The sequence below is a fragment of the Micromonospora sp. NPDC005324 genome, from assembly GCF_040607155.1.
GTDB classification, from domain to species: domain Bacteria; phylum Actinomycetota; class Actinomycetes; order Mycobacteriales; family Micromonosporaceae; genus Micromonospora; species Micromonospora trifolii.
In genome coordinates this window covers 1-14,480 of the sequence record NZ_JBEXGE010000072.1, presented here as the reverse complement: position 1 = coordinate 14,480, position 14,480 = coordinate 1, and the positions used below count along the sequence as shown (strand labels likewise).

The 14,480-nt window shown below is 68.2% G+C and carries 12 protein-coding genes and 3 pseudogenes; 8 read left to right on the top strand and 7 right to left on the bottom strand.

The window, feature by feature from the left end; genetic code table 11:
• Positions 1 to 166: 166 nt before the first annotated feature.
• Positions 167 to 421, top strand: a pseudogene (locus ABZS40_RS35330) (transposase); the annotation flags it as partial.
• Between the two features lie 21 nt (positions 422 to 442).
• On the opposite strand, the gene ABZS40_RS35325 reads toward ABZS40_RS35330, so the two are convergent.
• The gene (locus ABZS40_RS35325; RefSeq protein ID WP_354948921.1) at positions 443 to 658 is read right to left on the bottom strand and encodes a hypothetical protein; all 216 of its coding nucleotides are present in this window, start codon (positions 656 to 658) and stop codon (positions 443 to 445) included.
• Positions 659 to 1,133: 475 nt separating this feature from the next.
• Between ABZS40_RS35325 and ABZS40_RS35320 the strand changes: the two genes are divergently transcribed.
• The gene (locus ABZS40_RS35320) at positions 1,134 to 3,101 is read left to right on the top strand and encodes an amino acid transporter (RefSeq protein ID WP_354948925.1); all 1,968 of its coding nucleotides are present in this window, start codon (positions 1,134 to 1,136) and stop codon (positions 3,099 to 3,101) included.
• Between the two features lie 242 nt (positions 3,102 to 3,343).
• Here the strand turns inward: ABZS40_RS35320 and ABZS40_RS35315 are convergent, their stop codons facing one another.
• From ABZS40_RS35315 to ABZS40_RS35300, 4 genes and pseudogenes are all read right to left on the bottom strand, one after another.
• Positions 3,344 to 5,473, bottom strand: coding sequence for an MMPL family transporter (locus ABZS40_RS35315; protein ID WP_354948919.1), 2,130 nt, complete (start codon positions 5,471 to 5,473; stop codon positions 3,344 to 3,346).
• A gap of 343 nt (positions 5,474 to 5,816) precedes the next feature.
• On the bottom strand, positions 5,817 to 6,593 hold the full coding sequence (locus tag ABZS40_RS35310; protein ID WP_354948917.1) for a MerR family transcriptional regulator: 777 nt from the start codon (positions 6,591 to 6,593) through the stop codon (positions 5,817 to 5,819).
• 126 nt (positions 6,594 to 6,719) lie between these two features.
• Positions 6,720 to 7,397: pseudogene (locus ABZS40_RS35305) on the bottom strand (ABC transporter permease); the annotation flags it as partial.
• Positions 7,394 to 8,203, bottom strand: a complete 810-nt coding sequence (locus ABZS40_RS35300; RefSeq protein WP_354948923.1) for an ATP-binding cassette domain-containing protein — start codon at positions 8,201 to 8,203, stop codon at positions 7,394 to 7,396. The pseudogene ABZS40_RS35305 and the gene ABZS40_RS35300, both read right to left, overlap by 4 nt.
• A 155-nt stretch (positions 8,204 to 8,358) precedes the next feature.
• Between ABZS40_RS35300 and ABZS40_RS35295 the strand changes: the two genes are divergently transcribed.
• Positions 8,359 to 8,625: a hypothetical protein gene (locus ABZS40_RS35295; RefSeq protein WP_354948915.1), complete on the top strand. Its 267-nt coding sequence runs from the start codon at positions 8,359 to 8,361 to the stop codon at positions 8,623 to 8,625.
• A gap of 180 nt (positions 8,626 to 8,805) precedes the next feature.
• Here ABZS40_RS35295 and ABZS40_RS35290 read toward each other — a convergent pair whose 3' ends face one another.
• Positions 8,806 to 9,288, bottom strand: coding sequence for a hypothetical protein (locus ABZS40_RS35290; RefSeq protein WP_354948913.1), 483 nt, complete (start codon positions 9,286 to 9,288; stop codon positions 8,806 to 8,808).
• 642 nt (positions 9,289 to 9,930) lie between these two features.
• Here ABZS40_RS35290 and ABZS40_RS35285 point away from each other — a divergent pair.
• The 5 genes from ABZS40_RS35285 (at position 9,931) to ABZS40_RS35265 (ending at position 13,738) form a co-directional block, all read left to right on the top strand.
• Positions 9,931 to 10,437 carry an SDR family NAD(P)-dependent oxidoreductase gene (locus ABZS40_RS35285; protein ID WP_354948911.1) on the top strand — a complete coding sequence of 169 codons (507 nt, stop codon included), beginning with the start codon at positions 9,931 to 9,933 and terminating at the stop codon, positions 10,435 to 10,437.
• Positions 10,332 to 10,985, top strand: coding sequence for an SDR family NAD(P)-dependent oxidoreductase (locus tag ABZS40_RS35280; protein ID WP_354948909.1), 654 nt, complete (start codon positions 10,332 to 10,334; stop codon positions 10,983 to 10,985). The genes ABZS40_RS35285 and ABZS40_RS35280 overlap by 106 nt, the downstream gene beginning before the upstream one ends.
• Before the next feature lie 19 nt (positions 10,986 to 11,004).
• Positions 11,005 to 12,048: an NAD(+)/NADH kinase gene (locus tag ABZS40_RS35275; protein WP_354948907.1), complete on the top strand. Its 1,044-nt coding sequence runs from the start codon at positions 11,005 to 11,007 to the stop codon at positions 12,046 to 12,048.
• A gap of 249 nt (positions 12,049 to 12,297) precedes the next feature.
• A complete protein-coding gene (locus ABZS40_RS35270) occupies positions 12,298 to 13,332 on the top strand; it encodes a magnesium transporter CorA family protein (RefSeq protein ID WP_354948905.1) in 1,035 nt (344 codons plus the stop codon).
• A 160-nt stretch (positions 13,333 to 13,492) separates the two neighbouring features.
• On the top strand, positions 13,493 to 13,738 hold the full coding sequence (locus ABZS40_RS35265; RefSeq protein WP_354948903.1) for an ATP-binding cassette domain-containing protein: 246 nt from the start codon (positions 13,493 to 13,495) through the stop codon (positions 13,736 to 13,738).
• Between the two features lie 520 nt (positions 13,739 to 14,258).
• Here the strand turns inward: ABZS40_RS35265 and ABZS40_RS35260 are convergent.
• Positions 14,259 to 14,480 (bottom strand): annotated as a pseudogene (locus ABZS40_RS35260) (DUF808 domain-containing protein); the annotation flags it as partial.

Genomic DNA, 14,480 nt, shown 5'->3' with positions numbered 1-14,480 from the left:
AGGAATCGCGGCCGCCCGAAGCGAACTGAACCTCGCAGCCGCCGCTTACAACATCCGCAAAATCCACACCGCAGCAGCCTGACGCACCAGCCCGGCGTCGGCCCTGGCCGGCGGTCCGATCAAGCCAGCCTGCTCCACCCAGCCATCGTCATTCTGCGACAGGCTCTACGACCTCGAGATCCGCACCGTCATCTGCTCCACCAACGCCATCGAGTCGCTCAACGCCCGCTACCGACGGGCCGTCAAAGCCCGCGGCCACTTCCCCAACGAGCAGGCCGCGTTGAAGTGTCTGTACCTGGTGACCCGATCCCTGGACCCCACCGGCACAGGACGAACCCGATGGACGACGCGCTGGAAACCCGCGTTGAACGCCTTCGCCATCACCTTCAACGACCGCTTCCCACCCGCTGAAACCTACTAACCAAGATCGCCGGAAACACCCTTAACGAGACAGGCCCCGGGCCAGCGGATGGGGTTGGCCGGTCATGGCTGACAGCGCGTTGGCCACGTCGTGGAGGTCGGCTTTGATGTAGGTGGTGGTGGAGGATCCGGGGCTGTCGGTGTGGCCGGCGTAGGCGCGGGCGATGCCGTAGCCGAAGTGGCGTTCCACCCAGGTGAGCGTGGTGTGGCGTAGCCAGTGTGTGGATACGCCGTGCACGGCGACCCACGGCAGGCGCTCGCCGAGGCGTTTCCACAGGTGGTCGTAGCGGCGGCTCGTGATCGGTTGGCCGGCACGGTTGCGGAGCAGTGGGTCAGTGAGCAGGACCGCGCCGCGGGCGCGGGCGTGCTCGTGCAGGTGTTCGGCGAGGTCGAGGGTGATCGGTTGCCACCGTATGGTGGCGCCTTTCTCGGGGTAAAAGGCTGGGCGTTGCGGCGGTCATCCGGTCGGCAACCTGGAGATGCGGGATTGGTTGGGCAGGGTGGGTAGGTAGGCTCTGCGCTGCTCGGGACCGGACACGGTGCGCAAGCTCGGCGGGACGCGGTGGCGACGCTCACGCGTGGACAGGGATGGAGTCGGGATGGTCAACGGGCAGGAAGCCGACACGGACGCACGCCCAGGCAGCGATGGGCAGCGCGACGCGGGTCAGGATTCCCGGGTGAACGGCGGCGAACCCGTTGCGGGTGGCCTGGTGATGCCCGAGTGTGTGGACACTCCGTCGGCTCCCGCTCGGCCAGCAGGGACACTGGTGCGGTGGCTGCTCAGACATCAGGTGCAACCCGCCGGTCCTGAGGCCGGCGAGTCGCACGCCACGCCGCACTCGTGGTGGAAGGTGATGTGCCTGACCGGAGTGGACTACTTCTCCACCCTGTCCTACCTGCCCGGCATCGCGGCCCTGGCCGCTGGCGCCCTGTCGCCGCTGGCCACGCTCCTGATCGTCGCACTGACCCTCTTCGGGGTGCTGCCGATGTACCGGCGGGTGGCTCGCGAGAGCCCTCACGGGCAGGGGTCGGTGGCGATGCTGGAGAAGCTTCTGCCGTTCTGGCGGGGCAAGGTGTTCGTGCTGGTCCTGCTGGGTTTCGTGGCGACCTCGTGGATCATCACGATCACCCTGTCGTCAGCGGACGCGACCGTGCACCTGCTGGAAAATCCGATCCTGCCGCAGGGCTTCCCCCACGGGCAGGGCGCCGCAGTGCTCGTCACTGTGGTGTTGCTGCTGATCCTGGGCGCGGTGTTCCTACTCGGCTTCAGCGAGGCAGTCGGAGTCGCCATCCCTCTGGTCGCGGTGTTCCTACTGCTGAACGCGGTGATCGTGGCCGTCGGACTGGTCGAGGTGATCGGCGACCCGGCGCTGCTCTCGGACTGGATCGGCGCCCTGACCGCCGGCAGCGGCGGCGTCGGCGACGTGCTCGGCCCCGCGGTGCTGGCGTTCCCGCTGCTGGTGCTGGGCCTGTCCGGCTTCGAGACCGGCGTGAGCATGATGCCGCTGGTCGACAGCGACGGCGACGACGCCAAGGCGCGGCTCGACGCCCGGATCCGCAACACCCGAAAGCTGCTCACCACCGCCGCGCTGATCATGTCCGGCTACCTGCTGACAACCACGTTCGTCACGACGGTGCTGATCCCCGCCGAGGAGTTCAAGCCCGGTGGCGACGCCAGCGGTCGGGCCTTGGCCTATGTGGCCCACCAGTACCTCGGCGAGGGCTTCGGCACCGTCTACGACATCAGCAGTGTGCTGATCCTGTGGTTCGCGGGCGCCTCCGCGATGGCCGGTCTGATCAATATCGTGCCGCGTTACCTGCCCTCCTACGGGATGGCACCCGAATGGGGCCGGGCGGTGCGGCCGGTGGTAATCGTCTACACGGTGATCAGCATCGGCATCACCGTGGCGTTCGGGGCCGACGTCAACGCCCAAGCCGGTGCCTACGCCACCGGGATCCTGGCGATGATGGTCTCCGGCGCGGTCGCGGTGACGATCTCGGCGCTGCGCCGCCGCCAGCGCCGGGCCACCACCGGGTTCGCCGCACTGACGCTGGTGCTGCTGTACGCGCTGGTGGAGAACGTGATCGAGAAGCCGGACGGGATCACCATCTCCGGCCTGTTCATCGCCGGCATCATCGCGGTATCGCTGATCTCCCGCGTCTCCCGCACGACCGAGCTGCGGGCCGAGCGGATCGAGTTCGACGAGCCCGCGCGCCGGTTCATCGTCGACTCCATCGAGTTCGACGGCCGCCTCGACGTCGTCGCGCACCGCCCGCACTCCGGGACGAGCGCTGAGTACCGCGCGAAGGAACGCGCGCAGCGCGGGATGAACCCGGTACCTGGCGCCGCCGACGTGATGTTCCTGGAGATCCAGGTCATCGACCCGTCCGAGTTCAGCGACGTGCTGCGGGTCCGCGGGGTCGAGGTAGACGGCTACCGCGTGCTACGGGCGCAGAGCCCGGCAGCGCCGAACGCCATCGCGGCGATCCTGCTGGCCCTGCGCGACGCCACCGGCCTACGCCCCCACGCGCACTTCGAATGGTCCGAGGGCAACCCCATCGCGCATCTGCTGCGCTACCTCATCCTCGGACGGGGCGACACCCCGCCGGTCGTGCGGGAGATCATCCGCAAGGCCGAACCCGACCCCGCTCGCCGACCCGGCATCCACGTCGGCGGCTGACCAGGGCCACCGGCCTCCCGACGGCAGGGCCGCCGACTGACGGTCATGCCGTCAGTCGGCTCCCGCTTCCACCGCGACTTTCCTTCCCGGCCCCGGGACGATCAAACGATCGCCTGCGATCTTCTGACGCTACCGATAGCGGTCGGCATGGCATTTGTCGTGGCCTGGCGGCCGCATGTGTGCGGCCTGGGGGAACGCGATGGGGCAGGGCAACAGCCCCACCCACCACGCGCCACGGTCGTTCATTGGGCTCGCGCGGCCTCCGATGCGATGGCCGGGCTCGTCTCCGCCGGTCGGTCGGAGCGGGTGGCGTCACCGTGGCCCGGCCACCAGGCGGCGTGGCCGAGCATCGCGGTGAGGCCGGGGACGAGGAACAGGGACATGACGAACGCGGACAGCACGATTCCCACTGAGACCGCGAAGCCCATCTCGGTCAGGAACGACACCCCGGCGAAGAGCATCGAGGTGAACGTGCCGGCGAGGATCAGACCGGCGGCGGCCACCGACGGTCCGGCGTGCTGGATCGCCAAGGCTGCCGAGGTGCGGGGGTCGTTGCCGGCGCGTGCCTCCTCGCGTAGCCGGGCGATCATGAGGATGTTGTAGTCGGTGCCGATCGCGACGACGAAGAGGTACAGGATGATCGGCAGGGAGAACGACAAGCCGGACCGACCGCCGATGCCCTGGAAGGCTAGGACGGTCGCGCCGAGCGTCGCCATGAAGCCGAGGCCGACCGCGATCATGAGGTACACCGGGGCGACGAGGCTGCGCAGGAGCAGTCCCAGGATCACGGCGATCAGCACCCCGGCCACCGGGAAGATCACCCACAGGTCGCGGGTGTTCGCGTCGCGGATGTCGGCGAAGACCGAGCTGACGCCGCCGACCAGCGCGGTCGTCCCGGCCGGGGCTTGGGCGTGGGCCACCTGCCGCAGGTCGTCACCGGCGAGGTCGAGCGCGGCATTGGCATACGGGCTGGTGTTCAACAGCAGGTTGATCTGAGCGACGGTGCCGTCCGAGCTCATGGTGGCGGGATTTCCGTCGGGTCCGGGCATCAGGCTCCCGACCCCGGGCACCTGTGCCAGTGATTGTGCGTAGCTGGTGAGTGCCGTCGGGTCGAGGCGCTGGTTGTTGTCGGCGCGAACATAGACGGTGGTCGGGTTGAGGGCGCCGGCGGGGAAACCAGCCTTCAGGTCGTCCAGGGCGCGCGCCGACTCCGTGTTGGCGGGGAGCTGCGCGACCTGGTCGTAGTCGACCTTCAGGCCGAACACGCCCAGCGCCAGGGCGACCATGACTGCACCCGAGGCCAGGGCAACCAGCGCGGGTCGGCGTCCGGTAAACCGGCCGAGGCGTTGGAACACGCTGCCCCGAGGAGCGCGCTGCCAGGACTTCGACGGCCAGAACACCTTGGGGCCGATGAGCGAGACGATGGCCGGCACCAGCGTGACCGCGGCGATCGCCATGACGACCACCCCAATGGCAAGGCCAGGGCCGAGACTCCGGAAGCCGCCGAACACCGCCAGCAGAAGTGCGCCGAACGCGATCACGATCGCCGCGGCAGCCGACGCGATCACCTCACCGACCCGGCCGACCGCCGTGGTGAGCGCATTCTTCGGGGCGTCACCGGCCCGTAGCCGTTCGCGGTAGCGGAACAGCAGGAACACGATGTAGTCGGTGCCCACGCCGTAGAGCACCACGGTGAGGATGGTCAACAGTGACTGGTCGACCTGCATGCCGAACGCCTTGACGAACAGGCTGATGACCGCGCTCGACACCGCCGACACCACGCCCACGACCATGACCGGCAGGAAGGCCGCGACCGGGCTGCGGTAGATGACCAGGAGTAGGCCGACGACCAGGGCCAGGGTCACGATGCTGACGACCAGCAGAGCCGTGTCGAACGCATCCTGGTTGTCGACAATGAGCGCGACATCTCCGGTCACCGCGTACGACAGACCGGAGCCCTGCAAGGCGGGCTGCGCCCGATCGCGGATCGACACGACGGCCTCACCGAGCACGGGATCGGCCGGTGGGCCGTTGAGCGAGATGTTGACCAGCTGCACCAGTTTGTTCGGCGAGACGGCCTGCGGCCCCGTGACGGCGGCGGCGACCCGGTCGATGCCGGCGCCCTGAATGGTCTGCGCGAGTTGGCCCACGCGCTCGGTGTCGGCGGCGCCGAGAGGCTGCCCGTCGATGCGCTTGACGACGATGGTGGCGCTCGCCCCGTCGCCCTGGCTGAAGGCGCGCTCTGCCACCTGCTGGGCCTGCACGGACTCGTAGCGGGAGGGCAGGAAGCTGGCCTGATCGGTACTGACCTGATCAGCGAGGGCCGGCGCGAAGAACGAGCCGACGAGCAGCACGAGCCATACCGCGATCACTTTCCAAGGATTGAGGACGATGGTGCGTCCGAATCTGGCGAACATGGGGCGAGCTCCTGTCAACGAGGGTGAACTGCCGCGACGTACGCCTGTCGCGGACTGCCGACAAGGCGGCGGGTACTGCGACTTGAGCAGGTCGCGATGGTCGCGGCCAGGGCATCGTGCTTCCGGCCGTCGCCGGAACGTCCGTCGCGCCCCGCGCCGGGCATCGCGGCGAACACCCGCATGGTGCCATTCTGGCACCGACTGGCTCAGAAAGCCACCACTCTGGCTCAATGTGGTGTCGCCCACGCGATGATGCAACGGAGTGCCGGCCCAACCGCCGCGAGGCGACGTTCGCAGGTCAGTCGGTCGGCTCAACCAGCCGTTCCATTCGGGTCCAACCAGACCAGCCCCGGGCGCGCATCAGATCCCGCAGTCGCTCCGCCCGCGGGTCGGTCTCGACGGCGAGCGCGTCCAGCAGGTCCGGCAGGTCGCCCTGCATGTCCTCCTCGGCGGGAACGTCACCGGAGCGGTACGCCTGCTCGGCGAGGGCGGCCATGATGTCGGCAGCTTCCTCCAACAACGCCTCCTCGCCCGGGTCGCTGTCGAAGATCTCCGACAGGACCAGGTAGAGCCGCACGACCTGCGGATCGTCAAGTTGCGCGAGTTTCGCGGGCATCCACTCGACGAGGTGATCGGGCCAGCGAGCCGCGACCAGGATCCACCCGTCCCGTTCGGCCTCCACCAGCCGCGTCGACACCCCGATGTCGCGAAGCCGATCGAGGTACCCGACCACCTCCAGCGGGAGCGCGAGACTGTCCCCCGCGGTGAGCTGCCCGATCTGCCTGCGGCTGGTCTCCAGCCGCTCGATGTCCTCGCACAGGCGGTCGTCGATCCGCCGCACCGCCTCGGCGAAGGCCGCCGCGTCGGCGTCGAGCAACCGGCTGATCTGCGACAGCGGGACACCGGCGTCGGCGAGGGTGCGGATCTTGATCAGGGACACGACCGCCGAGGCGCCATAGCGGCGGTAGCCCGACGCGTCGCGTTCCGGCTCGGGCAGTAGTCCGATCTGGTGGTAGTGCCGCACCGCTCGCACCGTGACGCCCGCGTACGCGGCCAGTTGACCGATCGTCAGCATGCCCTGAATCCTGCTCTCACTCACCCGGTCCGGTACGCCAGCTCACGAGATCCTGCGACGGTAGGTGAGGGTGGCGAACAGGTAGGCGACGACCAGGATGCCGACGCACCACGCGAGGGCGGTTCAGGTGCCCGCACCGACCGGCTTCTGCGCGAAAAGGTCTCGGATCGCGTTGACGATGGAGGTCACCGGCTGGTGCTCGGCGAACGCGCGGACCGGACCGGGCATGGTGTCGGTGGGCACGAAGGCCGAGCTGACGAACGGCAGGAAGACCAACGGGTACGAGAACGCGCCCGCGCCGTCCACGGATTTCGCGGTGAGGCCGGGGACCACGGCGAGCCAGGTCAACGCCAGAGTGAACAGGAGCAGGATGCCGGCGACCGCGAGCCACGCCAGCACCCCGGCGCCCGAGCGGAAGCCCATGACGAGGGCGACGCCGACAACCACCACGAGCGAGATCGCGTTGGCGACCAGCGAGGTCAGCACGTGCGCCCACAGGACCGAGGAACGCGCGATCGGCATGGACTGGAACCGCTCGAAGATGCCGCCCTGCAGGTCCATGAAGAGCCGGAACGCCGTGTATGAGATGCCCGAAGCGATCGTGATGAGCAGAATGCCGGGCAGCAGATAGTTCACGTACGAGTCGGTCCCGGTCTCGATCGCGCCGCCGAAGACGTAGACGAACAGCAGCATGAAGGCGATCGGCATGACCGCGGTGGTGATGATCGTGTCCGGGCTGCGAGCGATGTGGCGCAGCGAACGCCCCAGCAGGACGGCGGTGTCGCCGAAAAAGTGCTTGTTCATCCCTGTTCCCTGTCCTTCCTGGCACCTACGAGGGTGAGGAAGACGTCCTCGAGCGTGGGCTGCTTCTCGACGTACGTGACCTCAGCGGGCGGGAGGAGCTGCTTGAGCTCATGGAGGGTGCCATTCACGATGATCCGACCCTCGTGCAGGATCGCGATCCGGTCAGCGAGCTGCTCTGCCTCATCGAGGTACTGGGTCGTGAGCAGCACGGTCGTGCCGCCCTCGGCGAGTTCCTTGACGGCCTGCCACACCTCAATGCGCGCCTCCGGGTCCAGACCGGTCGTCGGCTCGTCAAGGAAGATGACCGGTGGATTCCCGATCAGACTCATCGCGATGTCCAGACGGCGACGCATCCCACCGGAGTACGTCGCCACCCTCCGGTTCGCCGCCTCGGTCAACGAGAAGCGCCTCAGCAGGTCGTCCGCGATCACACCGGGCTGCTTAAGGTGACGCAGCCGGGCTACCAGGACCAGGTTCTCCCGCCCGGTGAGGATCTCGTCGACCGCCGCGAACTGGCCGGTGAGACTGATGGACTCGCGGACGTCGGCGGCTTGGGTCGCGACATCGAAACCATTGACTCGGGCGGTTCCCGCGTCGGCCTTGAGCAGCGTCGCAAGGATCTTCACTACCGTGGTCTTGCCCGCCCCGTTCGAGCCGAGCAGGGCAAAGATGCTGCTCCGCGCCACATCGATGTCCACGCCACGCAACACCGTCACACCCTTGAACGACTTTTCCAGACCTCGCACACATATCGCGGTCTGCTCGACCCGATCTGCTGTTGGTGGGATGCTCATGGCAGCGAGCATGAGGGGTTGACGCAGCGTCAGGGTCAAGCCCACGGCGGCCGCCTGCTTCATCACGTCCCGGATGGGGTCGAGGCGTTGGCGTTCCTGCGCCGCCAAGGCGCCGATGCCGTGCTCCGCGGCCAGATCTGATCACGCTCGACCTGAACATGCCCCTCATGAACGGCCGGGAGTTCGTCGCCGCGGTCAATGCTGACGAGGTGTTCAAGGTGATTCCGGTAGTGGTGTTCACCACCTCAGCCGTCGACGCGGACGTGCTGGGCAGTTACAGCGCCCACGCCAACGCCTACGCCACGAAGCCCATCGACCTGGATACGTTCGAGCGCGTGGTCAACGAGATCCACCGGTTCTACAGCAAAATCGCCGGGTTGCCGCTGCCCAGGCGGCATGAGTCCGGGGCAGCGGCGGAGGCGGGGTTCCGCTGACTTACCTTCACCCATACTCCGGGGTGAGGCCATGACCACCTCAATGCGCACGCTGAGCAGTGGTGTCTAGGGCGCGTGTGCTGCCCGCCGCGCAGTGGCCAGTTGGCCGCCGCGGCCGCTGTGAACTGCCAGGCGCTGCGATACTGCGAAAGCCCCGGCCTGCTCGCCGAACCCCAGGGCTCAAGCCGCACGACGGCCGTCGAAGGCGTCTTCCGGCGGCGCGACCGCCACATCACGTCCATCAGGCAAGGGGCGTTCCTCCACCACCTGCAGCGGTGCTGAATGCGCGCGTCGCGCCTGCGGTACCTGCCGCATGACCCGGTAGCCGATCCCGAGAACCCCGCCGAAGCCGATCACCACGGCGTACGACCAGGCACCGTCGCCGCCGGTCAGCTCGCCAAACTGGTTCGCCAGGAACCCGACGAACGTGGCCATGGCCAAACCGGTAACCGCTGCCACGGCGCGCAAGTCAGGGACCATCGCCGCAAAGGCACCGGCCGCCAGAGCGACAACGAGCACCCGCCCCGGCATCTCCGAGCGCGAGAACAGCGCCGCCGCCACAAGGGACGCGGCGATCATCGCCGTCCAGCCGATCGCGACGCTGACGCCCGTCGGCGTCTGCTGCGCGCCCCTTGCTTTCCACAGATGGTGATCCACCGCCATGGCAGGCCTCCGGCGACCGTGCGGACCCGTCCGTTGAGTCCACCTGGCGCCATCTCAGTCCGCCTGGCCTGCAATCGTCGACGGCTTTCACGCACCCGTTACGACCGCGGTCCGATTCTTGACGCGGCCATAACGACAGCCGCTCGACCCCCGGCTTCTCCGAGGTTGGCACCTCGCTGTTCCGGTTGGTCCGGAGCGCCGGGAAACCTAGCCGCCATGCGTCGTGAATGACGACAACGGCGGCGGCCGTCCTCACCGCTCGGACACAAGGCATCCCTATGTGCGGCCTACACAGTCAGGCGAGCCGTTGGTGCCAGCCCCGCAATGCGCGCATCGGCCGGCACGATCCGCCGCAGGAACGGCTTCGTTTCGGGAACCGGCGGTCACTTACGGCAGGTTGGCGTATCGGCGGCGTCAATTCCCGGCCGCCCTCCGTATCAGCGGCGTGAAGAGCCTTGTGGCTCACACCCGTTGTGGGTTGTGCTCGTCGTCGTCGGAAGGACGACTCCCGGCCGAGGTGGAAGAAACGAAGGTGGGCAGATTGGCGTGGCGCACCCCGGCGGGCTTGTGCGAGCCCCGCCGTAGGGGACGGGCGGCCGGTGCGGTCCAGACAGGGCACCGCCGCCCCCATCCGGGCAGCGCATGTCGCTAACCGTTCTCGGCGCTTCCACCCCGTTACGCGGCGGGTTCGGGCCGGTTCGGCTTCGAACCCGCCGCGGCTTTCTTCTCGTCGAAGAGAGCGCCAACCCAACAGGTGACAGCAGACCGGCGTTGAGGAGCCAGATGAACGAGGTCTCCCGGACTGCTCTGGTGACGGGGGCCAGCAGCGGCATCGGTTTCGAGGTCGCGCGTGCGTTGGCGGCCCGCGGCTGGCACGTGCTGCTGCACGCCAGGACCGAGACCGAGGGCCACGACGCCACGCGGCGGCTCCTCGACGCCGTCGCGGCGTCGGCGCCGGTCCAGCCGCTGATCGCGGACTTCGCACAGCTGTCGCAGGTGCGTGCACTCGCTGACGCGGTGGTTGCCGAGTCCTCGGGCTGCAGTTGCTCATCAACAACGCGGCAATGGTTGGCGCTGCGCACAGGGCAGAGTCGGTTGACGGCAACGAACTGTCGTGGCAGGTCAACTACCTCGCACCGTACCTGTTGACAAGGTCGCTGCTGCCGGCGCTACGCAACAAGGACGGCGCGCGTGTGGTCAACGTGTCGTCTTGCCTGCACCGGATGGGCAACTTGCCCTGCAGTGATCTCAACCGCACCGGGCGATACGCGCCGGTGACCGCGTACGCGCAGGCCAAGCTGGCGCTGACCATGTTCGGGGTGGCGCTGGCTGACTGGTCCGGTGCCGAAGTGACCGTCGTCAATGTTCACCCGGGCGTGGTGGCAACGCGGCTCCTCAGTGTTTATGGCCGCACTGGTGTCCCAGTGATCGACGGGATGCAGGCGGTGCTGCGTGCGGCCACCGGCGAGGCGCCGGTCAACTGTGCCTATTACGAGGGTTGCATGACTGCGATTCCGGCACCGCTCGTGACTGACGCAGCGGCGGTGCAGCGCCTCTGGCGGCTCAGCGAGCGGGCCGTCGGGTTGAACGCGACACAGAGGCCGGCGTCGGTGACGACGGATACCTCACCCCTCGCCATGAGCCCCGTACTTAGAGTATTGCTGCGTTGTTCACCGTCAGATGAAGTCGATAGCTGAAAGTACGTGGGGGGCTCGGATGCTCGTTGCCGTCGTCGTACACCCGACCAGGCCGCAGGCCGCCGAGACGGCGGACATGGTGTCGCGAATCTGCGCCGAGCACGGCGCGGCGTCGCAGGCCCTGGATGTCTGGCAAGACGAGCAGAGCCCCGCCGACATGCTGGCCGGCATGACGCAGCTACCGCAGCTCGTCGTCACGATCGGCGGCGACGGAACCCTCCTGCGCGGACTGGCCGTCGCCGTCGAGGCCGACGCACCCGTTCTCGGGGTGAAGGCCGGCCGGGTCGGCTTCCTCACCCCGTTTGCCGCGACGGACCTGCCGAGGGTGTTGGCCGCCGCCCTGACCGGACGCGCACCCATCCAGGAGCGCATGCTGCTCACCCTGCGGGCGTCGCGCCCGCTGCAGGTCCCACCGGAGCTGCAGACTCTGCTGCGCTACGGCCGCGGCCCCGATCCCGTCCCGCCCCTCCCCCGCCCGGCTACACCCGACCAGGTGGGCTGGGGTGTCCCGTTGGGCCTGAGCGCCCTCAACGACGTCGTGTTCGAAAAACTCGGCCGAGACCGGCAGACCAGCGTCGCGGTGTACCTGTCCGGGCGGCTCTTCGCCACCTACTCCGCCGACGGCGTCATGGTCGCCTCACCGACCGGCTCCACCGCGTACTCCTTCGCCGCAGGTGGTCCGGTCCTCTCGCCGCGCCTCCATGCACTCGTGTTCACCCCGGTCGCCCCGCACATGGCGTTCAACCGCAGCATGGTCACCGCCCCGGACGAACCCGTAAGCGTGCAGGTACTCCCGAAATCGGGTCAGGTCGCCGTCGTCGTCGACGGACGCGTACACGGAATCCTCGACCCCGGCGACTGGGTCGCCGTCTACCCCGCCCGACGCCGCGCGAAGCTCATCGTCGCGGACGTCGACGACTTCTTCGGCCGGCTCCGGGACCAGTTCTCGCTGGCCGATGCTCCCGCCGCCCGAGCCGACACCGACGGCCAACCCCCGCTTCTGGTCTACCGGCCGGACCTACCGATCCCAGAGGACCTACAACATCTGCACCTGCCGACATGAAACCAATCCAGACCGAGCTACGCGGCTCACGTCTGCAACGGGGCGCACTCGCAGACACCACGGACCTCCCGAAGCCCCAGCCGCATCGTGGTGGTAAATATCGTCACCCGCGAGTTGCGCGAGCCAAATCGACCGTAACTGCCGCCCGCGTGTTCGCCCCGGCTCAGCGCACCACCACGACGTTAAGAAGGCGTCAATATCGAGCCTATCCCGCCGAGGGTGTCGCATGCTGGCAGAGTGGACGTACGGATGATCACCAAGACAGGTCTCGAAAGCCATCGGGTGGACGACATCGCGGACCTACTCAACCGCACCGATGGTTTCCTGTGGGTCGACATGCCCGCTGGCGACGCCGGCGCCATGCAGGTGCTGTCCGAGGTCTTCCACTTCCACCCGCTGGCGGTCAAAGACGCACTCGAACGCAACCGCGTCCCCAAAATGCACGCCTACGCGGACCATATCTTCGTGATCCTGCACGCCCCGGAAGGGGGCGATCGCGGCCACGTCCACTACCTCGAACTCGACCAGTTCATCGGCCGCAACTACCTCGTCACTGTGCACGGGCCGGTCAACCCCGCCGTGGCGGCTGCGACGGCAGCACGAGAAACGCGCGCGGTCCTCGCTCGCATCACCAAGGGCCGACTGCAACCGGCCAGCCCATTCGCGTTGTCGCACGCCATCGTCGCCGCACTGACCCGCAATCAGGAGGACTACGTCGAACAGGTCACCGCAGACGTGTGGCGCCTTGAACAACAGGTCACCGGCGGCAACGTCGGCAATGCGGAGTCCTTCCTCAATGAGCTTTTCCGCGCCCGGCACGGACTGCTCGCCGTCCGCACCATGGGTGCGCTCGGCGGTGCCATCTACGGTCGCATGGCAACACTCGTCGGCCTGCCCGACGTCGACAAGCCGCTGGTCGACGACAGCACCGACCAGTTCGTCCGGGTGCGGCGCATCGCCGACGGCGAGCGCGAGTACCTGCAGGGTGTCATCGAGTTCTACCAGAGCATCCTGACCATCAAGGCCACCAACGCAGCCCACATCCAGAACGAGAAGGTGCAGCGGCTCACCGAAGCAAGCTACGCCCAAAGTGAGCAGGTCAAGAGGATCTCGGCTTGGGCCGCGATCTTCTTCGCACCATCACTGGTCGCCGCGGTGTACGGCATGAACTTCGACCACATGCCTGAACTCCACTGGCGCATCGGCTACCCGTTCGCCCTGGCACTCATGGTTGCCGCCGGCGCGGCACTGCACTGGGCGTTCAAGCAACGTAACTGGTTGTAACCCCGCTGACGACCCAGCGGTCCAACCACCAGCACAACCGGGCTGTAGTGCCACGGCGGCGTATCACCGGTCAGACTTCACTGCCGATGTGCCGGCGAAAATTGGACGCCGGCTCGAGCAGCGATGGGAGACACCGGCGAGAAACCTCCACCGCATCGCCATGACGGACGTCTCCGGCGGCCAGCGACAGCGGATCGCGCTCGCCCACGCACTGTTGCGCACCCCCGACGTACTGCTGCTCGACGAGGCGACCGCGCAGGTGGACGGGTTGACCGAGGCGGCGCTGCACGAATGCGTCACCCAACGGGCGACCGACGGTGCCGTCGTGAGGATCGGCCACCGGCTTTCGACAGTGCTCGACGCGGACCGCATCGCCGCCGACCAGCCCTCCCTCAGCCCGGCCTGAACCGACCACGGCCGCCGCACGGCACCCCGTTGGCGGGAACCTCGACGGGTTGGTGGCGCCGGGGGCCAGAGGTCACCGGCGAGAGGATCAGCCGGGCCGCCAACGAGATGAGCCCAGCGGCCCGCGCGCGGGCCGCCTGACGGACCAGGTGGTCGCGCTCGACGACGTTCGTGGCCCGGCGGGCAGCCGCGTCGCACGCCGAGGCGGCGGCGGGCAGGTCGCCGTCAAGCTCGGACAGGGTCCCCGGTCAGCGCGACAAGGGCGTCGTACCGGGCGAGGATCTGCGGCCAGTCGGTCTCCTCGGCGCCCGCCGGTAAACGAGCCGTTGACCTGCTGATCCGGCGATACCGGTGTTGAATCAGTATTCCTTCGGTGTCAAGGAACGGTCCGCGACGCCGCGGCCAGGAAGAGCACGATGGGCCGCAGGCCGGCCCGGGACAACCCGCGCAGCTCAGCCGGGTTGAGCGCGATTCGGCACCGGAACGCCTGCCCGCGTGGTCGAGTTGCGGTGATTTCGCGTTCATCCGCGCGGCGCTTGGTCCGCGGGAGCGTCGCGACGCCGAGCTGCACGGCTCGGCGGGGCGGGGATGGTGCCGTCAGTACGAGTCGGGCCCGCCGCAGCCGCAGCCTTGGATTTACGGCGGTGAAGCGTGAGAGTCATGACCACCACGACCAGCGCTCCGACGATCAGCCCGAGGATCGCGCTGGCCACCGTGTTGACGAGCCAGCCGACGAGCCCGCC